Annotated in this window: 27 protein-coding genes and 3 pseudogenes; 23 read left to right on the top strand and 7 right to left on the bottom strand. The window is 33.6% G+C overall.

Features of this window, described 5'->3' with window-relative positions; translation table 11 throughout:
* Window positions 1-28 precede the first annotated feature (28 nt).
* Window positions 29-901: a hypothetical protein gene (locus AC1DMU_RS04560; RefSeq protein ID WP_088063856.1), complete on the bottom strand. Its 873-nt coding sequence runs from the start codon at window positions 899-901 to the stop codon at window positions 29-31.
* Between the two features lie 243 nt (window positions 902-1,144).
* On the opposite strand from AC1DMU_RS04560, the gene AC1DMU_RS04565 reads away from it, so the two are divergent.
* A complete protein-coding gene (locus tag AC1DMU_RS04565) occupies window positions 1,145-1,459 on the top strand; it encodes a DUF3892 domain-containing protein (RefSeq protein ID WP_088063855.1) in 315 nt (104 codons plus the stop codon).
* A gap of 86 nt (window positions 1,460-1,545) precedes the next feature.
* Here the strand turns inward: AC1DMU_RS04565 and AC1DMU_RS04570 are convergent, their stop codons facing one another.
* A complete protein-coding gene (locus tag AC1DMU_RS04570; protein ID WP_088063854.1) occupies window positions 1,546-1,986 on the bottom strand; it encodes a YaiI/YqxD family protein in 441 nt (146 codons plus the stop codon).
* A gap of 81 nt (window positions 1,987-2,067) precedes the next feature.
* Window positions 2,068-3,510: a MocR-like pyridoxine biosynthesis transcription factor PdxR gene (gene pdxR / locus AC1DMU_RS04575; RefSeq protein WP_088063853.1), complete on the bottom strand. Its 1,443-nt coding sequence runs from the start codon at window positions 3,508-3,510 to the stop codon at window positions 2,068-2,070.
* Between the two features lie 124 nt (window positions 3,511-3,634).
* Between pdxR and AC1DMU_RS04580 the strand changes: the two genes are divergently transcribed.
* Complete coding sequence (locus AC1DMU_RS04580) at window positions 3,635-4,546, top strand: DMT family transporter (protein WP_088063852.1); 912 nt, start codon at window positions 3,635-3,637, stop codon at window positions 4,544-4,546.
* 18 nt (window positions 4,547-4,564) lie between these two features.
* Here AC1DMU_RS04580 and AC1DMU_RS04585 read toward each other — a convergent pair.
* Window positions 4,565-5,032: pseudogene (locus AC1DMU_RS04585) on the bottom strand (NUDIX hydrolase).
* A 96-nt stretch (window positions 5,033-5,128) separates the two neighbouring features.
* Between AC1DMU_RS04585 and AC1DMU_RS04590 the strand changes: the two are divergent.
* From AC1DMU_RS04590 to AC1DMU_RS04605, 4 genes are read left to right on the top strand one after another with little or no spacing between them, the layout of a single operon-like run.
* Window positions 5,129-5,530 carry a DUF3980 domain-containing protein gene (locus AC1DMU_RS04590; protein ID WP_088063851.1) on the top strand — a complete coding sequence of 134 codons (402 nt, stop codon included), beginning with the start codon at window positions 5,129-5,131 and terminating at the stop codon, window positions 5,528-5,530.
* 17 nt (window positions 5,531-5,547) lie between these two features.
* On the top strand, window positions 5,548-6,018 hold the full coding sequence (locus AC1DMU_RS04595; protein WP_060487240.1) for a GNAT family N-acetyltransferase: 471 nt from the start codon (window positions 5,548-5,550) through the stop codon (window positions 6,016-6,018).
* 48 nt (window positions 6,019-6,066) lie between these two features.
* Window positions 6,067-6,957 carry an AraC family transcriptional regulator gene (locus AC1DMU_RS04600; RefSeq protein WP_088063850.1) on the top strand — a complete coding sequence of 297 codons (891 nt, stop codon included), beginning with the start codon at window positions 6,067-6,069 and terminating at the stop codon, window positions 6,955-6,957.
* Window positions 6,958-6,980: 23 nt separating this feature from the next.
* A complete protein-coding gene (locus AC1DMU_RS04605) occupies window positions 6,981-7,922 on the top strand; it encodes a serine hydrolase domain-containing protein (protein WP_476941475.1) in 942 nt (313 codons plus the stop codon).
* A gap of 162 nt (window positions 7,923-8,084) precedes the next feature.
* On the opposite strand, the gene AC1DMU_RS04610 is transcribed toward AC1DMU_RS04605, so the two are convergent.
* Window positions 8,085-8,843 carry a CPBP family intramembrane glutamic endopeptidase gene (locus AC1DMU_RS04610; protein WP_088063848.1) on the bottom strand — a complete coding sequence of 253 codons (759 nt, stop codon included), beginning with the start codon at window positions 8,841-8,843 and terminating at the stop codon, window positions 8,085-8,087.
* Between the two features lie 169 nt (window positions 8,844-9,012).
* Between AC1DMU_RS04610 and AC1DMU_RS04615 the strand changes: the two genes are divergently transcribed.
* Both AC1DMU_RS04615 and AC1DMU_RS04620 read left to right on the top strand, forming a co-directional pair.
* The gene (locus tag AC1DMU_RS04615) at window positions 9,013-10,044 is read left to right on the top strand and encodes an SDR family oxidoreductase (RefSeq protein WP_088063847.1); all 1,032 of its coding nucleotides are present in this window, start codon (window positions 9,013-9,015) and stop codon (window positions 10,042-10,044) included.
* A 55-nt stretch (window positions 10,045-10,099) separates the two neighbouring features.
* Entirely contained in the window at window positions 10,100-10,531 is a 432-nt protein-coding gene (locus AC1DMU_RS04620; protein WP_088063846.1) for an SMI1/KNR4 family protein, read from the top strand.
* 63 nt (window positions 10,532-10,594) lie between these two features.
* On the opposite strand, the gene AC1DMU_RS04625 is transcribed toward AC1DMU_RS04620, so the two are convergent.
* Window positions 10,595-10,792, bottom strand: coding sequence for a hypothetical protein (locus AC1DMU_RS04625; protein WP_142291768.1), 198 nt, complete (start codon window positions 10,790-10,792; stop codon window positions 10,595-10,597).
* Between the two features lie 195 nt (window positions 10,793-10,987).
* Here AC1DMU_RS04625 and AC1DMU_RS04630 point away from each other — a divergent pair, with 195 nt between their 5' ends.
* From AC1DMU_RS04630 to AC1DMU_RS04655, 6 genes and pseudogenes are all read left to right on the top strand, one after another.
* Window positions 10,988-11,377 carry a GntR family transcriptional regulator gene (locus AC1DMU_RS04630; RefSeq protein ID WP_001167593.1) on the top strand — a complete coding sequence of 130 codons (390 nt, stop codon included), beginning with the start codon at window positions 10,988-10,990 and terminating at the stop codon, window positions 11,375-11,377.
* Entirely contained in the window at window positions 11,365-12,237 is an 873-nt protein-coding gene (locus AC1DMU_RS04635; RefSeq protein WP_000432454.1) for an ABC transporter ATP-binding protein, read from the top strand. Before AC1DMU_RS04630 ends, AC1DMU_RS04635 begins: the two co-directional genes overlap by 13 nt.
* Window positions 12,225-12,842 (top strand): ABC-2 transporter permease, encoded by a 618-nt coding sequence (locus tag AC1DMU_RS04640; RefSeq protein ID WP_088063844.1) that lies wholly within the window; start codon window positions 12,225-12,227, stop codon window positions 12,840-12,842. The genes AC1DMU_RS04635 and AC1DMU_RS04640 overlap by 13 nt, the downstream gene beginning before the upstream one ends.
* Before the next feature lie 29 nt (window positions 12,843-12,871).
* Window positions 12,872-13,165, top strand: a pseudogene (locus AC1DMU_RS04645) (YfzA family protein).
* A 351-nt stretch (window positions 13,166-13,516) separates the two neighbouring features.
* Window positions 13,517-13,984, top strand: coding sequence for an NUDIX hydrolase (locus AC1DMU_RS04650; RefSeq protein WP_088063843.1), 468 nt, complete (start codon window positions 13,517-13,519; stop codon window positions 13,982-13,984).
* A gap of 21 nt (window positions 13,985-14,005) precedes the next feature.
* Window positions 14,006-14,650, top strand: a complete 645-nt coding sequence (locus AC1DMU_RS04655; protein WP_088063842.1) for an alpha/beta hydrolase — start codon at window positions 14,006-14,008, stop codon at window positions 14,648-14,650.
* Window positions 14,651-14,697: 47 nt separating this feature from the next.
* On the opposite strand, the gene AC1DMU_RS04660 is transcribed toward AC1DMU_RS04655, so the two are convergent.
* Window positions 14,698-16,641 carry a GTP-binding protein gene (locus tag AC1DMU_RS04660; protein WP_476941476.1) on the bottom strand — a complete coding sequence of 648 codons (1,944 nt, stop codon included), beginning with the start codon at window positions 16,639-16,641 and terminating at the stop codon, window positions 14,698-14,700.
* A gap of 265 nt (window positions 16,642-16,906) precedes the next feature.
* Here AC1DMU_RS04660 and AC1DMU_RS04665 point away from each other — a divergent pair, with 265 nt between their 5' ends.
* From AC1DMU_RS04665 to AC1DMU_RS04705, 9 genes and pseudogenes are all read left to right on the top strand, one after another.
* Window positions 16,907-17,335, top strand: a complete 429-nt coding sequence (locus AC1DMU_RS04665) for a MarR family winged helix-turn-helix transcriptional regulator (RefSeq protein ID WP_000204169.1) — start codon at window positions 16,907-16,909, stop codon at window positions 17,333-17,335.
* Between the two features lie 18 nt (window positions 17,336-17,353).
* Entirely contained in the window at window positions 17,354-17,992 is a 639-nt protein-coding gene (locus AC1DMU_RS04670; protein ID WP_088063839.1) for a nitroreductase family protein, read from the top strand.
* A 44-nt stretch (window positions 17,993-18,036) separates the two neighbouring features.
* The gene (locus AC1DMU_RS04675; protein WP_088063838.1) at window positions 18,037-18,330 is read left to right on the top strand and encodes a putative quinol monooxygenase; all 294 of its coding nucleotides are present in this window, start codon (window positions 18,037-18,039) and stop codon (window positions 18,328-18,330) included.
* A gap of 394 nt (window positions 18,331-18,724) precedes the next feature.
* Window positions 18,725-20,080: an RNA-guided endonuclease TnpB family protein gene (locus AC1DMU_RS04680; protein WP_088063837.1), complete on the top strand. Its 1,356-nt coding sequence runs from the start codon at window positions 18,725-18,727 to the stop codon at window positions 20,078-20,080.
* A gap of 289 nt (window positions 20,081-20,369) precedes the next feature.
* Window positions 20,370-20,546: pseudogene (locus tag AC1DMU_RS04685) on the top strand (DUF3902 family protein); the annotation flags it as partial.
* A gap of 230 nt (window positions 20,547-20,776) precedes the next feature.
* Window positions 20,777-21,943, top strand: coding sequence for a serine hydrolase domain-containing protein (locus tag AC1DMU_RS04690; RefSeq protein WP_088063836.1), 1,167 nt, complete (start codon window positions 20,777-20,779; stop codon window positions 21,941-21,943).
* Between the two features lie 736 nt (window positions 21,944-22,679).
* On the top strand, window positions 22,680-23,156 hold the full coding sequence (locus tag AC1DMU_RS04695; RefSeq protein WP_087984608.1) for a YbaK/EbsC family protein: 477 nt from the start codon (window positions 22,680-22,682) through the stop codon (window positions 23,154-23,156).
* Window positions 23,157-23,179: 23 nt separating this feature from the next.
* On the top strand, window positions 23,180-23,941 hold the full coding sequence (locus AC1DMU_RS04700; protein ID WP_088063835.1) for a YqcI/YcgG family protein: 762 nt from the start codon (window positions 23,180-23,182) through the stop codon (window positions 23,939-23,941).
* Window positions 23,934-24,581: a LysE family transporter gene (locus AC1DMU_RS04705; protein WP_088063834.1), complete on the top strand. Its 648-nt coding sequence runs from the start codon at window positions 23,934-23,936 to the stop codon at window positions 24,579-24,581. Before AC1DMU_RS04700 ends, AC1DMU_RS04705 begins: the two co-directional genes overlap by 8 nt.
* Window positions 24,582-24,738 lie beyond the last annotated feature (157 nt).

Genomic DNA, 24,738 nt, shown 5'->3' on the forward strand with positions numbered 1-24,738 from the left:
CATGTACTTGTATGTAATAAGAAATGTATTAAATATGTAATTGTGGATGTTCTTCATATAAACTATTCACATACTGTTTTAAATTTTTCATGAACAATAAAATATTTTGACTAGCCATTCTAGCATGTTGAAGATGAAATATATTTCTTTTTCCAATTTCAAATTCATCTGAAGTCAAAGTAATAGGAATCTTTTTAAAGACATGCCATGGGAAATATAAGTGTACAAAGGTTTCTCTAAAATATATACCTGATTCACAAATTAATACTCCATCAGATCCTTTCCCCATATTCCCAAGAACAGTTGTATCTAAAAAAGCAATGATTTGTTCTTCTTTTGGAACGATAAATCGTGCCTCAATTGCTTTTAACTTTTTGTCTGAAATATGAGTGTCTACAAATAATCCATTATCAGGCTCTAGTAATTCATTGTACGTTTCAAATAATGAGCAAATTGATTTTATCTCATTAATTTTTATAGCTGGATGTAAATCATATTGTTTTGAATTTTGGAATGAATTCGTAAGAGCTATAAGTAATTCTTTAAATAACAGTGGGGGATAATCACTCCCGTTAATATTGAAGCTTGTTTGTGCATCAAAAGATAAGAAACCATCTTTATCAATTTCAATTTGTTGCACTTCAATTAATTGATCCCATTTCAAATTTCCTTTACCTAATAACCAATTTTTCCAGTATAAACCCGAACTCGTAATGTAAACACCATACTTGCCTGATCCAAATAAATTACAACTTAAAAAAGCGATAATTTGATCATCCGTTGGTATAGAAAAACGTTTTTGGGCAATTGATAAGAAATCTTTAGGGATTCTAGTAACATAAAATCTAGATTGCTGATACTCTAAACAAATATCAGTTAAACGATTAATATCTATATTCATCTTAACCATTCTCCATTTCAAATTTCGTTTCGATATAATAAATTATAAAGTTATCAGGAAAATATTAACACTTAAATTTAGCTTAAATTAAGAAGGTAAGGAACTATAAATAGATTTGTATTAGGCTACAAAAAATGACCTGTATTTTTTATTTGGAGTAATATATTTTGTTAAGTTAATAAAAAAGTACATAAAACCAACATCTCCCAACCATACTAATAAAATGTGTTGGAGGTGTATGTTATGGACAAGAAAGACTTTGAAAAAGTTTATAATGATTACTTACATCAAGGAGAAGGGCAAGCTCAATTTGAAGTAGACCATGAAGTCAATTCAGGAGCAGAACAAATTGTTGCCGTCCGTAAAAATAATGATGGTGATTTAATAGCGTTTAAAACAAGTAGCGGAAGAGAGTTAGATTATATGGCTGCACTTAGTGAAGCGAAATCAGGGAAGTTAGCTCATGTGGACGTATTTCATAAGTATGGTAGAGATATTTTACGTAGTGAACCTGATGGAATAAAGGAAAATAACTTAGATAATTTACCTTCATTTTAAAAGGGTAAACCTCAAGAAGAGAATGTTCATTTCGATATTCTCTTCTTTGTTTTGCGAAGTTTTCCTTGCAAATAGAAGGTTCATTTTTAAAGTGCAATCATACTTTTAAAGAGCGCTCTAAATTTCTCTTTATCTTCTGCTGTAAATGGTTTTGGACCTTTTGTGCGTTTGCCGCTTTTTCGAACCATTGCACTTAAATACCGTGTTTGTAACAATTGTTCAATGTTATCATTCGTATACTTATAGCCTTTATGGTGTAGCACGATACAGCCTTTTGCTAAAGCGAGCGAAGCAAGACCGTAATCTTGTGTTACTATTAAATCTTCTTTTTGAGCTAATTGCATAATTCGGTAATCCGCAGCATCTGCTCCAGAATCAACATAAATTGTTTCCACACCTTTTGGCTGCTCCGCATTAGAATAATGAGAAAAACTAGTAACGAGGGTTACAGGGATTTCAACATTCGTAGCTTCTAAAATAATTACATCTTTTACAGGACAAGCATCTGCATCAACGTAAATTTTCATTTTTATCACTCCTAAAAATAGGTTCGAGTTGATGATAATGGTAGATTTTTCTTTTGTCAAACGAGAAAGCTTTATTAAAAATTATTTTCCACAAACTAAAATAGCCTCACGCAAACGAGAAATACCTTCCTCAATTTGATTAATATCCACTTTTCCATAAGATAAACGAATATAACCATCTTTCGCGCCGAAAATACTCCCAGGCATAAATGCGATTTCTTGTTTTAAACTTTGCATAATAAGTTGTTTTTCGTTTATCGGTTCTTTTAATTTTCCCCATATGTATATACCGCCGGTCGGGTTTGAAAAAGAGATTTTATCGTGAAGTTGCTCATTTAAGGCGCGAACAATAACGTCTCTTTTTTCTGCTAATTGTTTTCGTAACGGTACGATATGAGACTGAAATGGTACAGTTTCAAAAAATTGTTGCATAAGCCACTGCGGGAAAATGCTCATACCTAATTCCATTTGGTGCCTTGCATCTGATAACCTTTCTACTACAGACTGCGGAGCGACAAGCCAGCCAACTCGTAAGCCTGGTGCAATCATTTTAGATAAGGAATGTACATAAATGACAGTTCCATTTTCATCAATCGATTTCAAAGTAGGGCAAGGTTGTTTCTTGTCTAGAGTAAGTAAACTAGATGGATCATCCTCAACAATCGCAATTCGTAAATCTGCGCAAAGTGATAACAGTTTTTTTCTACGGTTTGGATGCAGCATAGTTCCCGTAGGATTTTGGAAATTTGGATTTAAAAAGATCATTTTAATACGATGTTTTCTATACAACTCTTGTACATCATCCGGATTAATACCATGTTCATCGACAGGTAACGGGAAAATACGAATACCTGCTGATTGGAATAACGGTAAGGAATAACAGTGTGAAGGACTTTCGAAAGCAACTGCATCACCGGGATTTAATAAACATTGAACGATAAGGTGAAGTGCTTGCTGTGCGCCAGATGTAATCATAATGGATTGTTCAGTCGCTTCAACTTTTAAATATTCCTTCATATATTTTACGACCGCTTGTCTTAGCGGAAGATTGCCTTGCGGATGATCGTAACTTAATGAATGCGTTAACGGTTGTTCTCGTAAAATCGTTTGTAGTTGATCGTGAGGATAGAGGTTACAACCGAGCTCTCCATTTGCAAAATCTATAATGTTTTCATTTTGTTGTACTTCCGCCCGAATATGGCGAAGTAACGGCAAGTTTGGTAAAAAAGTGCCACCTTCTACGAAATTTCTCCAATTCGGCGTTAATGTTGGAGAAACGCCCCACATATGTGTACTTACACGTGTCCCTTTACCAGTCGTACTTTCCACAATCCCCATAGCACGTAGTTCATTATAAGCAGTCGTTACCGTACTTCGGTTTACATTTAACTGCATAGCTAATTTCCGTTCAGAAGGGAGGAAGCTACCAGGTGGAAGTTCTCCGTATGTAATACGCTTTTCAATAAAGTCAACAACTTGCTGATAAATAGGGATTTTACTGTCGTTATCTAGCTTCCATTCCATACAAACGCCTCCGTATCTCTTAACTACATCAAGTATAACAAATTGGCTGGGTAAAAAAACAGCCAATTGGACGGTGTTATATCCAGCCAATTTTACTATGCTAAATATGGAAGGGGAGATTCGGATGAAACGATGGCAAATGGAATGGCTCCTAGTATCAGTAGCATTAGTATGGGGAGCAAATTATACAATTGGAAAATATGGCGTGGCATATATGTCATCCATTCAATTTAATAGTTTACGATTTTTAGTAGCATCTCCGGTATTATTACTTATTACATTTATGATGGAACGTTCATTACGTATTGAAAGAAAAGATTGGTTACGATTAGTAGCAGTCGGTATTGTTGGTACGGCGATGTATCAAACGATGTTTATGCTATCTGTGAAATATACTTCAGCAACGAACGCCTCATTATTAATTGCGATGTCACCTATATTTACAGGGATATTAGCAGTATTACACAAACAAGAACGTTTTTCGATGAAAGTACAAATTGGTTCAATAATAGCGTTTATTGGTGCAGCATTCGTTTTATTAACAGGACATACAGGAGGAGCTACTTATGAATATGCGTGGCTCGGAAATGTAATTGGATTAGTCGCAGCAATTGCGTGGGGATGGTATCCAATATTAGCGCAACCTCTTATTACAAAATACTCCGCAATGAGAGTCACATCATGGTCTACTTTAATTGGGATAGTACCACTTGTTATATACTGTTTATTCAACGTAAATTCTTTAACGTGGCCAGTAGATACGCCAAGCTGGGGATCACTAGCATATTCAATCATCTTTGCAACCATCTTCGGACTAGCAATGTGGTATGTCGGTATTAGTCAAATAGGTTCAACAAAAGTAATGGTTTATATGTATCTCGTACCATTATTCGCAGTTATCTTTGCAGCAGTAACAATTGGGGAGCAAATTAATATGATGCAACTCGTTGGCGGACTTATTATCTTTGTGGGTCTATATGTTGTAAAAAAAGGTGGAATGAAAAAGCCAGCTCTCAATTTGAAAAAAGTAAGTTAACAGTAAAAAGGATCTCTTTCATATAGAAGGAGATCCTTTTTGTTTTCGTAATAAAAGGGTTTGTTCAACGGCCCATTTTTGATGATCGTGAAGGAGAAGTTCGACAGCAAGTAAAGGAGACATTCACCTTAGAACATGATCATCCTCACAGTTTTCAGTTTGTTTCTGCACCATGTTCGCAATATAAAAGAACCCGTCATTTAAATAATATATATCTTCCTTTTCTGCATAAAAATATCGAGCCGCATTACCGATATATTGATTAATTTCAATTGCCCATCCTAATTCCTCTAGTAGTTCACGGTGCAAACACTCTTCTTTTGTTTCATTACCTTCCATACCACCACCAGGTAAAAAGTAACGGTCTCCTTTTTGGATAACAGCAATCATTGAAGAAGATGAATGGAAAATAATCGCATAACAACTAGGTCTTAATACATAATGAGCTGTAGATTTTTTCAAGCCAAACGTAAGTTTTGAAATCATAAAACACGACCTTTCTCTATAAAATACATAAAAGAGATATTAAGGTAAATAAAGAATGGTATAAGTATAATCTTAATAGATTGGAGTGGTAACAACATGATAAATCGAAAATGTTCAAGGTGTAAAGAGATAACAGGTACGCTGCACGGTGGTAAAAAAATTAAGGAAGAATTTTTATGTGAAGATTGTCTTCAAAAAGGAATTGAGAGCGGGGAAATCGAATTATCACAAGTGGAGCAAGAAAAAACTTCGTATCTTTCTATAAAAATATTAAAAATAATGAGTGTTATTTATTTAATAGTATCTATTATAACCCCTTTTTCTGCTGGAGCATTTATACAGGATCCAGGGCTTGGTGGAATATCCTTTTCAATAACAGGTGCAGTTGGTGTTATGATAATTGGATTGATATTCCAGTCTGTTCTTGTATTTTGCGGGATATGGGTATTCATCCTATTAGTAGAAACAGTCATTAAAATATATGAAAAAATGAAGTGAGTGAGAGGGAGAAACATATGCGAGTTAGAAACATCCAAGGGGAAGATTATGTAAAGATTAATTCTGTTTTAAATGATTGGTGGGGCGGGAGAGATATGTCTGCTATGTTGCCAAAACTGTTCTTCGTTCATTTTCAAGAAACGAGTTTTATCATTGAAGAAGATGGCGAGACGTTAGGTTTTTTATGTGGATTTTTTTCACAAACATATAAAGATGAAGCATACGTTCATTTTATCGGTGTAAATCCGAAGTATAGAAGAAGAGGAATCGCATCAACATTGTATTCTTATTTCTTTGATGCCGCTCGTGCAAATAACCGTAAAGTTGTAAAAGCAATTACGTCACCAATTAACAAAAAGTCGATACAGTTTCATCAAGAAATCGGTTTTCGGATTGAGGCTGGGGACGATGAGGTAGAGGGTGTATCGGTACATACAAATTATGATGGGAACGGCGGTAGTAGAGTATTATTTTTAAAAAATGTATAAAAGTAGGCTAGCTTAACGTTAGCCTTTTTGTTGTGAGGAGATAATAATATGGAGAGTAAACAAAGTAGAAATGAATACATACGACGCATTTACAAAGTACAAGATTATATAGAATCACACATAGATGATTCACTTTCAATTGAAGAGCTGGCGGATGTAGCAGGATTTTCAAAGTTTCATTTTCATCGTATTTTTAAGGGGATAGTAGAGGAGCCATTATCACGGTATGTAAACCGATTAAAATTAGAAAGAGCAACAAATTTACTTACATACCGTTTGGATATGACAATTACACATATTGCGTATCACTTCGGATTTACAGATTCCGCAGTTTTCTCCCGTACATTTAAAAATTATTACGGAGTAAGTCCGTCGCAATATCGAAACGATAATAGCAAGAATTGCAAAGACGTAAGGAGAGCTTCTCAATACAATGAGTGTAAGAAGGTTCGAGGAAATGTTGAAATTGTAACAGTGGACGATATAAACGTCGCATACATAAGACATATCGGTACATATGAAGAGTTAACGATAGCTTTTCCAAAAATGATAGAGAAATTATTTCATTACGCAGCGGAGGAAAACTATTATGTATTTGAGAATACGAAAGTATTAACCATTTACCACGACCATCATGAATTTACTGAGGACAACCATTTAAGAACTAGTTTATGTATAACAATTCCGGATGAATCCGCAGTAGAAACGAGCGACATTGGAATAATGGTAATACCTTCTGGAAAGTATGCGGTAGGTCATTTTGAAATATTCCAAGATGAATATAAAGGAGCATGGGATTTCTTATACGGTGAGTGGCTTCCCAATAGCGGATATAAACCGAGAGATTCATATCCTTTTGAAATGTATAAAAATGACCCAAGGCAGCACCCAGAAAATAAACATATAGTTGATATATATGTACCTATCGAACCTTTTTAATCATTGATTAAGGGGGAAGAACAATGCAAACTGCTGAAAAGCTAGAGTGTATTATAAAAGAAGAATACAAAAATATTAATGGTATGTTAGTAGTACAGAAAGGTAATGTTATTTTTGAAAACTATTATAACGGTCACGGTCCAAATGATGCATTTCATATAGCGTCAGTTACAAAAACGATAATCTCTGCTTTAATTGGGATATGTATAGATAAGGGCTATATAAAAAACGTTGATCAAAAAATAATAGAATTTTTCCCAGACTATAATTGTAATTCATCTGAAATAACAGTGCGGCATCTACTTACTATGACAGCTCCATACCCTTATGCAGATTGGCAGGAACCGCTAGAAGAATTATGTACGCAAGAGGATTGGGTACAGTATACACTTAATAGAATGGGGAATGGCGGAGAAATCGGATCTTTTAAATACTCATCTGCAGGAGCTCATGTACTATCAGCAATTATTACGAGCGCAACAGGAAAAGGTGCCCGTGAATTTGCGAATGAATACTTATTTCAGCCACTCGGCATGAGAGAAATTCCAAACTACAATATGAAAGCATTTGGATTTGATGACTTATTTGGAAAAGATGTAAAGGGATGGGTTCATGATCCAAATGGTATTTCGACAGGCGGTTGGGGACTAACGTTAACGGTTAAAGATATGGCTAAGTTTGGACAGCTGTATTTGAATGAAGGTATTCATAATGGAAAACAAATACTATCAAAATCATGGATAAAAGAATCGACAACAATGAACCAAAATCAATACGGTTACTTATGGTGGTTACGAGAAGAGGATGGAATCTTTTCATACTGTGCAATGGGCGATGGTGGGAATGTGATTTGCTGCGTACCAGAGAAGGAGCTCGTGGTGGCGATCGCTTCTGAAGTCATACCGAATGCAGGGGATAGATGGAAGTTAATTAAAGAGTCCGTATTTCCTTATTTCAAAGATTAATATGGTTATTTTTATAAAAACAAGAATGAAAGGTTTAGTTAAACTTGTTTTGTTCTTCATAATAGAAAAAAGTGTTGTATTAACTAAGTTGAGCAACTAAGATTAGAAAACTTCAACACCTATACGATTATTGAATAGGTGTTGAAGTACTTTATAATTTGTTTAGGTACTTTTAATTTTTCGATGTATTAGGTATATCATGCCAAACACAATTACCAGCAAGATAAATTTAATTAATTCCATTAGGCTAATATCCCATTTTGTTTCTACTCCATCTGTTAAATAAAATACATTGAACATGCCATGTAAAATTGCAGGTGTTATCACAGAATGGCTATACTCTCTTGTATACGTCAAAATTATAGATAATATAAATAAAAACGAGAGATAGCTTAATATTCCTACAAACCATAATTCATAGTTTTTATAAAAGATTGATACTGGCAAATGCCATAAAGACCAAAGCGATGCAGTAATGATTGCTGTTTGTTTTAATGAATATTTTTTTCGTAAATGGTAATGGAAATTTCCACGCCATATGATTTCTTCTAAAAATGCAGACAAAGCAGCAATTGTAAGACCAATGAGTAGGAGAAATCCTAATTCATTACAATAATTAAATAAGAATTTTATATTATAAATATAAAAATAGAAATGCAGACATAGCCCTAGAAGTATTGGGAATAAAATGGAGAAAATCAAAGTTCTTATTTTTGGACGTGAAATTCCAAATGTATGGACTATTTTTTGTTTCTTATATAATTTCTGATATAAAATAGCAGCTAAAAGCGGAATAACCATCGTAAACCCTAAGTAATTACGACCATTTTCTATGTTCAGTAAGATTATATATACAAGCGATGTAAGGCAATACATACATAATGTTGAATGATAAACTATGTTTCTATTTATATTTTTCACCTACTTACATGTATAAGTGATTAATCAAATATCCGATATTTTAATTATATATGAAATGGAAATTACATATGTTGAACTTGTAGAAAAAGTTAGACTAACCCCGTAACTTTTATGAGCAAAAAATCGTTTAACAAAAGAAAGGATTTTCAATCACGAATGGGGGAGAACAATGAAGATTCTAATTCTAGGTGGTACACGATTTTTAGGAAGAGCTTTTGTAGAAGAGGCTTTAAAAAGAGGGCATGAAGTTACATTGTTTAATCGCGGAACGAATAAAGAAATTTTTCCTGAAGTAGAGCAGTTAATTGGTGACAGAAATGATGATGTTTCAAGTTTAGAAAATCGAAAATGGGACGTTGTCGTAGATACGTGTGGATTTTCTCCGCATCACATTAGAAATGTTGGAGAAGCCTTACGGGATAATATAAAGCATTATATATTTATTTCAAGTCTTTCCGTATATAAAGATTGGATTCCGCCTCATATAAAAGAAGATTATATATTACAACCCGAACCAACGGGTGATCAAATAAAGACTGTGGAGAATGGTGAAGTTTCTCCTTATGAGTATTACGGTGCGCTGAAAGTATTGTGTGAAAAAGAAGCAGAGAAGTATTGGCCAGGGCGTGTTTTACACGTAAGAGCAGGACTTCTTTCAGGGATGTTTGATTATACAGATCGGCTTCCATACTGGATTGGGCGTGTAGCAAAGGGAGGAGAAGTGTTAGTTCCAGGAAGAAAAGACCGTCCAGTGCAGATAGTTGATATAAAAGACGTGGCAAACTGGGGAATAAACATGGCAGAAAACAATAAAGCAGGTACATTCAATGTAACAGGTCCAAGTTATGAATTGACGATGGAAGAGCTATTAAATACTTGTAAAAAGGTTACGAATAGTGATGCTGCATTCGTTTGGGTAGATGAATCGTTTTTGAATGAATATAAGGTGCAGCCTTGGACAGAGATGCCACTATGGCTTCCTGAAACATTTTCATTAGAAGGTGAGACGAAGCCGTGGAAAGGTGGTTTTTCTATTAGTATTGAAAGTGCTGTTAAAGAAGGACTTACTTTTAGAAGGTTAGAACATACAGTTACAGATGTGTATGAGTGGATAAAGAGTGTGGATGAATGGGAATTAAAAGCAGGTATTTCAGGAGAGAGGGAGAAAGAGTTGCTAGAAAAGTGGTATCAATCAATTTAGGGAATCCTTTTTGTATGTAATTGATTGAACATAAGCGATGGAAGGATAAAAAGCTATGTGGAAAAACACAATTCACAGTATCTCACAAAACTTAAGTTTCAATAATCCAGCTAAAAAGGATGAACTCGCTGAAGTTCACAAAAATTTGCAGGTGGAATTACCGAATGATTTATATCAATTATTACAGGAAACAAACGGTGTAGAAGGTGAATACGGGGATTTTATATGGTCTACTTCAAAAATTAAAACTGAAAATATGAATATGAGAAATATAGTTGATTTCAAGGGTTTATATATGCCTTTTGACTGTTTATTATTTATTGCTGATGGCGGAAATGGTGATTTGTTTGGTTATTCCATTTTGAATGGAATCGTGCAAAGAGATGATATATATGTATGGAATCATGAAAATGATAGTAGAACTTGGGTTGCTCCTTCGTTAGAAACGTTTATGAAGTGGTGGGAAAGTGGGAAGATAAAAATTTAAATATAGTATCATGAAAAACGCCTTGTTACGAAAGAAACAAGGCGTTTTTGACAATCAACTAATCTACCAGTCTATCGGTTCTTCCCCGTACATGTCCCATAACTTAGGAAACATCTTTTTTAATCCTTCTTTGTCATCTTCATCCCAGTCTAACTTGATATCAACTTCCTCAGATTGTTCTTCTGTTTCAAACTCTTTTGCTTTCACACTACCAGCTGTGCCAATTTCTCCGTAAAACACAACGTAGTCTTTATACCGCATTAGATAGCAGTAAGACCTCCACCTCAAAATCGAGCAAATACGAGGAAGCCCCGTATAAATAAGTTGTATGAATTACATGTATTATTAGATTGTGTTTGTGACTATATTTTGGAAATTTTCTGTTGATTTACAATGTACGATAGTATATATTGTATATAAAGTATATATACAATATTTTTAAAAAGAGGTATTTGCATGCAAATCGTTATTACGAACACTTCAAAGGAACCTATTTATGAACAAATTGGTGTCCAAATAAAAAAACTTATTTTACTAGGTGATTTAAAGCAAGGAGATGCTCTTCCTTCAATGCGTCAGTTAGCAAAAGATTTAAGAGTAAGTATTATTACAACGAAAAGAGCATATGAAGAACTGGAAAAAGATGGTTTTATTTATTCGATTGTCGGAAGGGGGTCCTTTGTAGCAGAACAAAACATTGAAACTATGAAAGAAAAAAAATTAAAGACAGTTGAAGAAAAGTTGTGTGAAGCGATTCAAAATGCTAAACAAATGGATGTTTCTTTAAATGATCTAAAAGAAATGCTTACAATTTTATACGAGGAGGAAAACTCTTGGAAAACGTAATAGAACTTCAAAATGTCAGTAAATCTTTTAAAGGATTTCAAATTAAAAATTTTTCGATGGAAGTAAAAAAAGGATTTGTTACGGGTTTTATTGGGGGAAATGGATCAGGTAAATCTACAACGATTAAAATGATTATGAATCTAATGAACCCGGATAGTGGAAATGTCTCCTTATTTGGCATGAACTATTCGACTGATGCGAAGCGAATTAAAGAAAGAATTGGTTTCGTTTATGACGATAATGTGTTTTATGATGAACTCACATTAAAGGAAATTACTAAAATTATTGCGCCTGCTTATAAAAAATGGGATTTTAACCAATTTACATATTATAAAGATCTGTTCGAATTACCATTAAATAAAAAAATGAAAACATTCTCCAAAGGAATGAAAATGAAAGCCTCTCTTGCAATTGCCCTTTCACATCATGCTGAACTAATTATTATGGATGAGCCTACTTCCGGACTCGACCCGGTATTTAGAAGAGAATTATTGGATGTTTTACAAAATATTATGCAGGATGGTGAGAAAACTATCTTTTTCTCATCTCATATTACAACGGATTTAGACCGCATTGCTGATTATATTACATTTATTCAAAATGGGAAGCATATTTTTACAAAAGATATTTATGCCATTGCAGAAGATTATATTTTGGTCAAAGGACCACTAGATATGTTAGATTTTGATACTGAGCGTGAATTTATATCTGTATGTAAAGCAAATACAGGTTTCGAGGGATTGATTGAAAATGTAAATTCAATCGAAACTTTATTTAATAAAGAAGTGGTGATTGAAAAACCAAGTTTAGAGGATATTATGTATTTCATGAAAAAGGGGGAGTCAAGATGCTTAATTTAATTAAAAAGGATTTGATTTTACAAAAAACTTTTTTACCTGCTTATCTCTTATTTCTAGTTACCTATTTGTGGGCCGGCATGGATGTAGCATATGTCATAATCATTTGTAGTGCCGTTTTTGTAATTAACACTTATCAATCTGATGATAAAGATAATGCTAATATTTTAGTAAACTCATTACCGTATACTAGGAAGGAAATTATAAGTTCAAAATACGTTGGAACCTTATTTTTTACAATAGTAATCATCCCCTTTTGTTTGGTTGGAAAATATTTCATTTTAGACAGCGTGGAATTTCAACTTTCCTTAGAAAGTTACATCCTAGGCTTCTTGGCAGTCATGCTGATTACTGCATTTTACATCCCATTTTTTGTTGCATTTAAAGTGAAAACACTTGTACCAGTTTTTATATTTTTATCTATTGGAGTTATATATTTAATGCGAAATACTCCATATTTATTAAATAAATATGCTAATGGCGTACTGACCTTTTTAAAAGAGATTTCAGATTTGAAATTATTTCTTATATTTGCTGTCATAGCAGTGGGGTGCTATGGGGTTTCATGGATATTATCTATTCGTATCTATCAGAACAAGGCTCTTTAATAGCAAGTTCTAAAAGAAGGATCATTTAAATGACATCAAAAAAAGGGCGTCCTATTCGAATACGAAATTGGCTGAAAACTCTTGGAGCATTTTTCGTTATGCAACTAATTTTTATCATCCTTGATATGAATTCGTGAATACCGAACTTCAAGGAAGGAGGAGTTGGGGAGCGTCTCGTTAATGCAGAGTTCTTTACGGAATGGTTCGCTCCTTATAAAACAAAGCAATTTAACGTATTAACGGTAGTTATGGCTATTTTATTATTCCTAAATGTATTAACAATTGCAATAAAAGACGCTTTTTCTAGAAAAAGAATTAATTAGCACATAAGTTGACCTTGCGTCTTTTTTAATAATGTCTTAACAATATTTAAAAACAACAGGGGAAAGATAAAAACTCCATTTATTGAAGTTTTACTTTATCTTTTATAATGATGCCTTAAAAATTATTTGATTTTTCAGTTTTGTATATTGACAATGTTTCCATTCGTCCCCCATAATGCTTCTTTAGTGTGTGCAGTGATTGTGACATATGTATTTATACTTGTGATGACAAATGATGCGTATTGTTTTTGAAAAGTTAAAAAATTATTGAATGGAATAGAAAAATTTAGTAATCTTATTTGTACTGCGCATAAATAATAGTTTTGTAATGATACATTGGAGGGGGTTATTGTGGATCTTACGTTTAAAGTAGAGGAAACATGTTTTAATTACCGAGTCGGAGCAATTTGCAAACAGGATAATAAAATACTCATTTTGCAAGGTGACGGTGAAGATTTTTGGTATGTACCGGGCGGACGAGTGAAAATGCTAGAAAATAGTGAAGATGCATTAAAACGAGAGCTTGCGGAAGAAGTGGGTGTTCCTATTAAAGTGAAGAGATTAATATGGTCAGTAGAAAATTTCTTCACCCTTTCTGAGCGAAAGTTTCATGAAATTAGTTTTTACTATGAAGTAGAGCTGAAACAATTACCTGCAAATGGGGCGGATCAATATATTCTGAATGAAGAGGGTAGAACATATATGTTTAAGTGGGTACCGATAGAAGAATTAGATACATATAACTTACAGCCAGCGTTTATAAAAGATAAAGTAAAGGATGTATCAGTTCATACAGAACATATCGTTTTACAAAAGTAAACGTGTTTGGAGGGGGAAACGGTGAAGGGAACTAAAAAGGAAATACATATAGACGACAAAGTCATTCGTTACACACATATCGAAAAAGGTTCTAATACAATCTGTTTTATGTTTTCAGGTTCCGGTTACAATTATGATAAACCATTATTCTATTATGCAACGATGCTTATGCTTGAAAATAAAATAGATGTAGTACATATTCATTATTCTTATGACGAACAAGTAATGAATAAACTGATGGAAGAAGTAACAAAAATAATGATGGACGATATTAATCCTGTAATGAAGGAAGTATTAAAAGGTGAGCAATACAATCATACGATATTTTTAGGGAAGTCACTCGGAACCATTCCGATTGCAAATGATTTAATGAAGAGAGAAGATTTTTTACAGTCAAAAATGATACTACTTACACCTTTACTAACTTTTGATTCCATTTTTGAGTCGATTTTACATAGTCGTCACGAAGGGCTATTAGTAATTGGAGATAAAGATCACCAATATAATGCAGATCAAATCGATCGGTTACATAAAACGAATTTACAAATTGAAGTTGTCAAAAATGCAAATCATTCTGTAAATGTTGGAGAATATGAAACCGAGAATTCAATCGAAGCAACAGCAAAAATAATAGAAAAGCTTAAAGAAGTTGTTAGGACAAACTAACTTATCAATACATGCAAAAAGAGGTGCAATTTGCACCTCTTTTTTACTTAATAAGCCTTAAGCACATGAAGTAAATAATCCTTACGATTCAGCGGATTATAATCAACACGTTTTCGAGTAGGGAAGGGAGCCTTCAGTTCTTTGTAACCAGATGGCTTCATTGTAAATATTCCTTCTCCTTCAGTGAATGAATGGAGTATTCGCTTAAAATGCTCTGTTTTCGCAACAGGTAATGAGCCTGTTAACTGGTAAGAATCATTGTGTAATATAGGTTCGCTAAAAGTTGCTGGAATAGCAACTAATTTATACATCGCGGTACTAATTGCGTACTCCGGTACATTCAATTCAAACTCGTTTACTGGTTCATATACACATGTTTCAGCTTGCTTTAAAGCATCCATTAGTACGAGTGGTGTTAAGTTTCTAAAATCACTTGCTGTTGTAACAGGACTAGCATAACCTGTATGTGTTAACGTGACGATAATGTCCGTAACTTCCCATCCGTATAAACCTTGTTTTAACGTTTGAAATACAGTATCTTCAATTGCTTTATGAAATGCTAATGGAAGTGATCCCAGTTCAACACCTAACTTATATGTTACGCCAGAATTAAGTTCACCACGTTCGATTTTAAAACCAATTGTTGCGTAAAATGGATTCGCTTTTCCGCCCATTACTTCAACACTTTTCCCTATGCCAATGGGTTTCTCAATACATACGACACGCGTATTTGAGAAAGTAACTTGCAAATTATATTTCTCATAAAGAGTTGTTTCAATTACTTCTTTTTGAACTTCACCGAAAAGGCGAATATATAGTTCATTATGAATATCATCTTTCCACACTTTAATGAGCGGATCTTCTTCACATAGCTCCATAAGTGCAGCGTATAGATCATGAATACGTTCTTTTGGTAATGCTTCAATAGCAGCTTCCATTTGTGGTTCGGCAAAGTGAATATCTTTTATATAATCAGTCCGTTCACCGATAATATCACCAATTTTAATATCACTAAGTCCCCACACTTTGCCAAATTCTCCGCTAGGAACGATTGAAGCTTGAACTGCATTTCCGTTATGAAACATACATATTTTCTTAATCTTTTCTTTATGTGCTAGAGCGTCATCACGCAGTATATGAACATATTTTCTAACGTGTAAACGACCAGAAAAAACTCTTACATATGCAATCTTTTCCCCGGAAGGTTCACGTTCAATTTTAAAAACAACACCGGATAATACTTCATTTTCTGCCGACTTATTAGCGGGAATTAAGTCTGAAATATTTTCGAGCAGTTCAGTTACACCTGTACCTGTCATGGCTGAACCGAAAAAGATAGAGAACACATTTGCTTGCGCTATCTGTGTAATGAGTTCCTCTCTTAATAGTGTGCCCGATACGATTTCATTATTTACATATGACTCAAGTAATGATTCATTATATAGTGCTAACAGTTCTATACAATTGTCATATGATTTGTATTCAATGATTCGGGCTTCTTTCGTTCCTTCGTTTTCTACAGAGTAGAAAGGGAATGCTTCATTTGAAAGAACCTCTTTTATTTGTTTCATAACTTTTTCAGTATTTGCGCCACTACGATCAATTTTATTAACGAATAAAATAGTCGGTATGTTTAGTTTCTGTAATGTTCGCATTAAAATTTTTGTTTGCGCTTGCACACCTTCAACGGCAGAAATAACTAAAATTGCACCGTCTAGAACACGGAATGATCGCTCCACTTCAGCTATAAAATCAGCGTGTCCAGGTGTATCAATGACATTTACTTTTAAGTCATTGATACAGAAAGAGACGACAGATGCTTTAATCGTAATTCCACGTTGTCTTTCTAATTCCATTGAGTCAGTTTGCGTATTACCACTATCTACTCGGCCAATTTCTTTAATCACATTCGTTTCATAAAGAATACGCTCAGTCAAACTCGTCTTGCCAGCGTCTACGTGCGCGACAATCCCTATATTTATTGTTGTCATATGTGAATATCCTCATTTCATTTTCCAGTTTTAATTCCTCATTTCTATTTGTGTATTGCCGCATTACAATCACTCTCCAGTCATTTAAATTAGTACTATTATAGTGCAATTAACATTATTTGTAACGCGACAAAGCGCCTTAATTTGGAAAAATATAAATGAAAACAAAATGCTTGCATTCTAAATCAATATAGATTATATTAATTGACATATCAACTATTGATGCATCAAACGTTTTTTGTTTTGCATGTAAAGGAGGGATAGTTTGACAAGTTCATGCTCAAAAGAAGCGATTATTTTATATAAATTACACTTTCTAAATAAAGAAGTAAGTTCGAAGTTTGAAGGGTGTACGGGTATGAGCCAGTCTCGATTAGAGCTTATACTTCAATTATATGAAGTAGGTGAAATTAGCCAAAAAGCACTTCAACAAGAAGTGAATATTGATAATGCTGCGATAACGAGGCATTTAAAGCAGCTTGAGGCAAATGAAATGATTACAAGACGTAAAAATCCAGATGATAATAGAATTACATTGGTTTCTCTAACTGAGGAGGGACGAAATAAAATTCAGGCGTTTCAAGAGGAAAAAGAACGTTTTGCAGCTTCAGCATTTAAAGGGTTAAGTGAAGAACAGCGCGATAATCTTTTAACTATGTTAAATCACATTCAAGAAAATATAAAAGAACTATAAAAAAGGGAGAATTCAACTATGACTAACTCAGTAAAAACAAATAATTTTAACGAAATTTTAACAGGACGCCGTTCAATTCGTAAGTACGATCCTTCAGTGAAAATTAGCAAAGAAGAAATGACAGAAATTCTTACAGAAGCAACACTTGCACCATCTTCTGTAAACATGCAACCATGGAGATTTTTAGTGATTGAAAGTGACGAAGCGAAAGCGACACTTGCACCACTTGCGAAATTCAATCAATCTCAAGTAGAAACATCTTCAGCAATGATCGCTTTATTTGGTGATTTAAACAACTTTGATAACGCAGAAGAAATTTACGGTACAGCAGTAGAGCGTGGTTTAATGCCAGCTGAAGTAAAAGAAGATCAAATGAAAAAACTTTCAGGTTACTTCTCAATGGTTACACCAGAAGTAATGAAAGATACTGTTTTAATTGACGGTGGACTTGTAGCAATGCAATTTATGCTAGCAGCTCGTGCGCACGGTTATGACACTTGTCCAATTGGCGGATTTGAAAAAGACCAAATCGCAGAAGTATTCGGATTAGATAAAGAACGTTACGTACCAGTTATGTTAATTTCAATCGGAAAAGCTGCTGACAGTGGTTACCAATCAGTACGTCTCCCAGTTGAAAAAGTTGCTGAGTGGAAGTAATTTTATAAATACAGAAATAAGTGAGATATGAGAGGGGAAACACCATGATTATTATTCACGCAATATTTCAAGTAGATCCAGCAAAACAACAATCATTTTTAGAAGAAATTCGTCCGCTGATTCATAGTTCAAGAGAAGAAAGTGGAAATGTATCTTATGACTTATATAAAGATACAGAAAATGAAAATGTATATACGATGGTAGAAGTATGGAAAGATGAAAAGGCAGTTGCGAGTCATAATACGAGTGAACACTTTACATCTTTCGTTAGTAAAGCAGCACAGTTTTTAACTGCTCCACTTAATATAAAAGCTTATAATGGAGATTTAGTAAAATAATTTGGTGAAAAAGATACCCTAAGCGATTGCTATGGGTATCTTTTTTTATCTTTTTCGGCAAGAAGACTCCATCTGATTTGTGTTACGGGTGAAGCCCAACAATTCAGGTGGAGATGAATTGTTGTCAGAAGGTAGGCTGAACTCTTTTGTTTCTTTCATAATAATTTTTTGCAGGCGAGTATTTGTTTCTTTTTGTCTTACGGTACAATCTGTCCTTAGATAAGGAGGGAATAGATCGTAAGGCAACGAAATTGGATAATAATAATCATTTTGTTACTTGAGCCAATAGGAATTGCGATGAAGACCATATTCACATTTTGTTCCGTTTCGTTCCAAATAGTAATTTGTCAAAAAAATAATTTTAATGAACTCTCTAAGAAAGGTGGTGAAAACAATGGCTAGAAAGAAAGCAGTGAAAGTATTACGTAAACAAAAGAAAAGAGAAAATATACAACGATTCACTCAAAAACAGAATATCGGACGAGCGTGCCTCACGGCAAAAGAATTTCGTTTACTTCAGCGCATGTCACATAGTTCAAAAGCATTGCGAAATGTTGGATTGTACACCATAAAACAAAGTTACTTGAACCATAATAAAATAGCTACTGTAAAAGAAGTGGATACTACCATGCAAGCCGATTTGAATTACTCGGGCATTCAATCAAACTCTGTTCAAGCGATTCGTAGAGCCTTATTTACAGAAGTGAAAAGCTTTTTTAAAGCATGGGAACAGTGGAAGAAAAAACCAGAAACCTTCACAGGTCGTCCTAAGTTTCCGAATTATTCTGGTTCAACTGACAAACGAATTATTGAAATCTATCAAGTTCCAAAAGTGGATGATAATGGGTATTGGATGATTCCGATGAATGTTGCATTCAGAAAAAAATTCGGTTCCATTCAAATACGTATGCCTAAAAACTTAAGAAATAAAAAAATCTCCTATATTGAGATTGTACCGAAGCAAAAAGGTCGGTTCTTTGAGGTGCATTACACATATGAAATGCACGTTTCTCAAATGAAGAAACCATCCACGACTACTAGTAACGCTTTGAGTTGCGATTTAGGTGTAGATAGATTAGTAAGTTGCGTAACAAATACAGGTGATACATTTTTAATTGATGGAAAGAAACTAAAATCCATTAACCAGTACTTCAACAAAATAATACGTAATCTACAACTGAAAAATGTAGAAAATGGACTTTCTAAACGAGTTGTAACGAACAAAATGGCTGCACTTTGGCATAAACGGGAACGACAAATAAATGGTTACATTTCACAAACGGTAGGCTTGTTGTTCAAAAAAGTGAAAGCATTTGGCATAGATACGGTTGTCGTAGGGTATAACGCTGGTTGGAAACAAAAATCTGATATGGGGAAAAAGAATAATCAAAAGTTTGTTCAAATCCCATTTCATAAACTGATTGCGGCAATTGAGAATAAATGTATAAAAGAAGGTATACGATTTTTAAAACAAGAAGAGAGCTATACTTCAAAAGCTAGTTTTCTTGATAAAGATCCGGTTCCAGCTTGGTCTAAAGATGATAGGACGCATTATCGCTTTAGTGGTAAACGAATCACGCGCGGTCTGTACCAAAGTAAATTAGGGAAATATATTCACGCTGATATTAATGGTGCATTGAATACATTGAAAAAATCAAAAGTTGTAGAATTGGATGACAACCTCAAAGTGAAAACGTCGATTCTATTAGAAGTACAAAAACGTAAGGCTGTTGCTTCGCGCATAGCTTAGTGGGTGCGTCAACCATCCATGTGTACTCGACTTGTCGGGGCTTGTAGTACACGCCAGATTGATCTGAGTGGTGGCTTCTTCCATAAGGAAGAACTGCTCTTTTTCGAAAGGGTGGTGCAAGTGGGAAAACAATCGTTCGTTGCCAGTACCAACCAAAAACATACTTGGGGTGTTACCATAAGGTGGCATGAATGCTAGAGCGTCAACTGTCTAGCGATAGACGAAAAGACCTAGCGTTCTAACTCAAGCCCCCACTGAAACGTTTCATCTCAGTGGGTGTAGTTGACTTGTAACGACCATAATATTATTAGTTTTTGTAGTATTTGTTAATCGTAAAAATCATAATATCCTTGGAAGATATAGAATACTTATACTGCTTAATCTATTTCTTACGTTAGCACCAGTGCTGTGGCCATTACTATTTACTATTATCGGAAATGGCATGAACGCTAGTGCAGGATGGTAAAAGTGAATGAACTAAAAAGTTGATATAGGGTTTTAAGTATGTAAGAGAACGTGTTTTCATAAATTGAAAACACGTTCTTTTTTATTTTCATACATTGCTTTTTCCATTGGGTCATTAAATTTTGAACGTAAGTATTTCGTAAGGAATGGATAAGAAAAAAGAGAGGTTTATCATATAGGATGAAAGTATAGCTTGAATCAATACGATATGCATAGAGGAGAGAAAGCCTTATGAAAAAATGTTATTCCATTAAGTTAGCAAGTTTGGCAGTTTTATTAGCGGGTACTACTTTATTCACACCAGGTTTTACTGTGGAAGCAGAATCTACTCAAAATATTTCTAATTCGTCACAAGCACATGATCAAAAGAATCGGAATGGGTGGAAACGAGTCATGCAGGAAACCATCCAAATTGGAGCACCCGGGGTACTAGCTAAGACGTATAATAACGGAAAAATTAGTAGTTATAATGCTGGCGTCGCGGATTTAAGTACAAAGAAATCGATGAAATCGGACTATCGCTTTCGGATTGGTAGTGTGACGAAAACTTTTACTGCTACGACTGTTCTTCAATTAGTAGGAGAAAATCGTGTGCAGCTTGACGATTCGATTGAAAAGTGGCTGCCCGGCCTCATTCAAGGAAATGGTTATGATGGCAATCAAATTACGATACGTCAACTTTTGAATCATACGAGTGGTATAGCTGATTATTTAAAGTCAAAAGACGCTGACATTATGAATTCGAAAAAAACGTATACAGCAGAAGAAATAGTAAAGATAGGACTTGCTCTACCCCCAGATTTTTCGCCAGGTAAAGGTTGGTCGTATTCAAACACAGGATACGTAATACTAGGAATGCTTATTGAAAAAATAACTGGTAATAGTTATGCGGAAGAAATTGAAAAACGAATTATTGAACCTTTGGATTTGGCAAATACGTTTTTACCAGGTAATTCACCAGTCATCCCAGGAAAGAATCATGCTCGAGGGTATATGAAAATTGACGAAACAAGTGAATTGAAAGACATGACGTATTATAATCCGAGTTTAGCTAATTCAGCGGGAGATATGATTTCAGATGCAGACGATTTAAATAAGTTCTTTTCATCTTTGCTCGGTGGTAAGTTATTGAAAGAACGCGAGCTAAAAGAAATGCTTACTACAGTTCCAATAGAAGGAAAAGATCTTGGTGATGGATATGGCCTTGGGATATATGAGACGAAACTTCCAAACGGTGTTTCAGTTTGGGGTCACGGAGGAGCAATTCCTGGGTATATGACTTTTGCTGGTGGAGTAATTGGAGGCAAGCATACATTTGCTGTCAATGTTAACTCTTTAGGTCCGGTTGATATTCTTACACAGTTTAATAAAATGATGCAAATTGAATTTAAGAAATAATAGATGAAAAGAGTTCTACTATAGAGGTATATAAGGACTTGTATGCGATTTAATTATTATTAAAATATAGTCTTAAAAAACCCCGAATCATGAGCAATTTACTTCCCATGATTCGGGGTTTTTACGTGCTGTTACAAGAAAAGTAATGATGTATTTAAATTTTTTTATTTTACTATAAATCTATTATATTTATTTGATATTTCTTATTTATAGTGACTTTTACATTTTTAAAATATTGGAACACACAAAGGTAAGTAGTTCTAGATTTTGGAGTTAATAATAAGTAAATTCTGATTTTTGTTGAAAAATATTCGAATGTATTCCCTTAATTTACATAATAATGTACTTTTATCTTATGAATTAATATCTTAAAGCGTATTAATGTTGACGCATTTCCGAAGGATAAAACAAAACATTTTTGGAAGATGAAAAATAGAACACATATACAAGTCCTTTTTCAAAAGAAACAATATGTATGAATTAATAACAAATAGAATTAAGTATACAAAAATAGATAATTATGATTTGTGTCTAAATGATTGACTATTATGAAATTAATGATTAATATAGGTTTTATATTTTAATTCCATTTTTATTACAAAAATGTATTTTATTGCAATTTAAATTGTGTTTTAAACTATAATTGAATATATTGTGAAAAAGAATAGGGAGCGGGAACAGCAATAGAAAAGGCTATATTTTCAAATTGTGTAATGAAATCAAAGGGAGGATAAATATGTATAAACAAGTAGTAGAACTGTTAGAAGAAGCGGCTATATCGTATAAACAATATACACATGAACCAATATTAGATTATGAAACAGATAGAAAAATTAGAGAAAGGTTTAAATTAGAAGGTGTACCCAGTAAAAGTTTATTTTTAAAAGATAAATCAAATAACTATTACATATTTGTAACTGTTGAAGGAGAAAAATTAGATTCAAAACTTATGAAAGAGTTGGTTGGAAAAAGGATTTCTATTTGTTCAGCCGAGGAGTTAATAGAAAAAACTTCTTGTGTTCCAGGATGCGTATCTCCATTTGGCTATTCAGATGAAATCACACTTATTATAGATCGGAAAATTTATAACTATAATAAATTTTTATTATCTCCCGGTATACCTGAGATAACAATTGAAATACCTACAAAAAGTATAAATGAAATTTTAAATATTGTTGAGAATAATATTTTACTATATGAGAAAAAATCATAAATATATTAGGGGGGCTTTTAGTAATGCCAACTACAAAAATGTATTTATACGATCAAAAGAGAATAATTGAAGAACAAAATAAAGGGATTTTAGATGAGTGGAAAACTGTATCTTTCAATAATTTTCACGATAGCATTTTAGATCAATCTAAACCATTTCCGTGTTATTTTGCAGTGGATTCTGAGAAACATGGTTGGTCTAGATATATATTTTCCGAATCGGCTTATGATGAAAATGAATTGTTCAAACTAAGAGATGGGATTTATGAATATATTAAAACATATCAACAAATTGCAAAGAGAACTACTTTAGTAATATTTTTTAAACCATCTAATAAACAATTACTGGCTGAAGAATACAAAAAACAATTTTGGAATGTATTACAATTTTTAATGAGAAATGATCCGGAGCCATGGAATGCAGAAATACCAATAGATCCTTATAACGCTAAATGGGAATTTTGTTTTGGTGGTGAACCTATATTTGTCGTTTGTAGGGCTCCAATATATTCTGAGAGAAAAAGTAGATATACAGGAACCGGCCTTGAAATTACGTTACAACCTCGAGGTACTTTGGATGATATTACAGGTGATACAAAACAAGGGAAACAAGTGCGGAAAGTGATTAGAAAACGTTTGTTAGCATATGATGATATTCCAATGCATCCAGATATAGGGGATTACGGAATAAAAGAAACCTTTGAATGGAAACAATATATGTTACCAGAAACAAATGAAGAAAGTGTAATGAGATGTCCTATTACGGGGTTGAAGAAAAATGATTAGCATGATATTCAGTTATATATTATTAGGGATTTCATTGTCTGCACCAGTCGGTCCGATTAATGTTGCTCAAATAAATAAAGGAATAAAAAATGGTTTTTTGAGTGCATGGTTAGTGGGAGTCGGGGCAATGTCAGCAGATGTTGTAATGATGTTTTTAATTTACTTTGGTATTTCGACTTATTTAACAACCCCAGTTGCTCAACTTTGCATTTGGATTTTTGGTTTTGTAACGATGATTTATTTGGGTTATGAAAGTATGAAAGAAGCTACTAAACAAGTTCAATATATTTCATCAGGTGAAAAAGAACATCCTTTAAAATCTTTTCTATCGGGGTTTGCTATCGCAATTTCTAATCCATTAAATATTATTTTTTGGATAGGGATATATGGATCAGTTCTAACTAGTGCCATGAATACTATTGGAAAAGAACAAGCTTTATGGTATAGTGCAGCCATTTTTGCTGGGATTATGCTTTGGGATATATTTATGGCTACATCTATTCATTTTGGTAGAAGATTTATTAATCATATAGTAATGAAATGGATTTCTATAGTAGCAGGCATTGTTTTAATTCTGTTTGGAATATATTTTGGCTACGAGGCAGTAAAAGGAATTACTCAACTATTGTTAATTTTTTGACGATTAGAGAGAATAGTGATTTATTAGAAATTTATTCATCGCGAACCTTTTGGTTTTTGAATTTGTTAATCGATGGGTATAGGTTAATTCCTTATAGTAAAAGACTTATAGAATCATTCTATAAGTCTTTTTATTGCGGTATAGAAAAATATATAGG

The sequence above is a fragment of the Bacillus sp. 01N45 genome, from assembly GCF_056399205.1.

What these genes read in the sequence shown, in the direction of transcription:
- AC1DMU_RS04560 (WP_088063856.1), bottom strand. Translation starts at nt 901, where the DNA reads ATGAATATAGATATTAATCGTTTAACTGATATTTGTTTAGAGTATCAG.
- AC1DMU_RS04565 (WP_088063855.1), top strand. Translation starts at nt 1,145, where the DNA reads ATGGACAAGAAAGACTTTGAAAAAGTTTATAATGATTACTTACATCAA.
- AC1DMU_RS04570 (WP_088063854.1), bottom strand. Translation starts at nt 1,986, where the DNA reads ATGAAAATTTACGTTGATGCAGATGCTTGTCCTGTAAAAGATGTAATT.
- pdxR (WP_088063853.1), bottom strand. Translation starts at nt 3,510, where the DNA reads ATGGAATGGAAGCTAGATAACGACAGTAAAATCCCTATTTATCAGCAA.
- AC1DMU_RS04580 (WP_088063852.1), top strand. Translation starts at nt 3,635, where the DNA reads ATGAAACGATGGCAAATGGAATGGCTCCTAGTATCAGTAGCATTAGTA.
- AC1DMU_RS04590 (WP_088063851.1), top strand. Translation starts at nt 5,129, where the DNA reads ATGATAAATCGAAAATGTTCAAGGTGTAAAGAGATAACAGGTACGCTG.
- AC1DMU_RS04595 (WP_060487240.1), top strand. Translation starts at nt 5,548, where the DNA reads ATGCGAGTTAGAAACATCCAAGGGGAAGATTATGTAAAGATTAATTCT.
- AC1DMU_RS04600 (WP_088063850.1), top strand. Translation starts at nt 6,067, where the DNA reads ATGGAGAGTAAACAAAGTAGAAATGAATACATACGACGCATTTACAAA.
- AC1DMU_RS04605 (WP_476941475.1), top strand. Translation starts at nt 6,981, where the DNA reads ATGCAAACTGCTGAAAAGCTAGAGTGTATTATAAAAGAAGAATACAAA.
- AC1DMU_RS04615 (WP_088063847.1), top strand. Translation starts at nt 9,013, where the DNA reads ATGAAGATTCTAATTCTAGGTGGTACACGATTTTTAGGAAGAGCTTTT.
- AC1DMU_RS04620 (WP_088063846.1), top strand. Translation starts at nt 10,100, where the DNA reads ATGTGGAAAAACACAATTCACAGTATCTCACAAAACTTAAGTTTCAAT.
- AC1DMU_RS04625 (WP_142291768.1), bottom strand. Translation starts at nt 10,792, where the DNA reads ATGCGGTATAAAGACTACGTTGTGTTTTACGGAGAAATTGGCACAGCT.
- AC1DMU_RS04630 (WP_001167593.1), top strand. Translation starts at nt 10,988, where the DNA reads ATGCAAATCGTTATTACGAACACTTCAAAGGAACCTATTTATGAACAA.
- AC1DMU_RS04640 (WP_088063844.1), top strand. Translation starts at nt 12,225, where the DNA reads ATGCTTAATTTAATTAAAAAGGATTTGATTTTACAAAAAACTTTTTTA.
- AC1DMU_RS04660 (WP_476941476.1), bottom strand. Translation starts at nt 16,641, where the DNA reads ATGACAACAATAAATATAGGGATTGTCGCGCACGTAGACGCTGGCAAG.
- AC1DMU_RS04670 (WP_088063839.1), top strand. Translation starts at nt 17,354, where the DNA reads ATGACTAACTCAGTAAAAACAAATAATTTTAACGAAATTTTAACAGGA.
- AC1DMU_RS04675 (WP_088063838.1), top strand. Translation starts at nt 18,037, where the DNA reads ATGATTATTATTCACGCAATATTTCAAGTAGATCCAGCAAAACAACAA.
- AC1DMU_RS04680 (WP_088063837.1), top strand. Translation starts at nt 18,725, where the DNA reads ATGGCTAGAAAGAAAGCAGTGAAAGTATTACGTAAACAAAAGAAAAGA.
- AC1DMU_RS04690 (WP_088063836.1), top strand. Translation starts at nt 20,777, where the DNA reads ATGAAAAAATGTTATTCCATTAAGTTAGCAAGTTTGGCAGTTTTATTA.
- AC1DMU_RS04695 (WP_087984608.1), top strand. Translation starts at nt 22,680, where the DNA reads ATGTATAAACAAGTAGTAGAACTGTTAGAAGAAGCGGCTATATCGTAT.
- AC1DMU_RS04700 (WP_088063835.1), top strand. Translation starts at nt 23,180, where the DNA reads ATGCCAACTACAAAAATGTATTTATACGATCAAAAGAGAATAATTGAA.
- AC1DMU_RS04705 (WP_088063834.1), top strand. Translation starts at nt 23,934, where the DNA reads ATGATTAGCATGATATTCAGTTATATATTATTAGGGATTTCATTGTCT.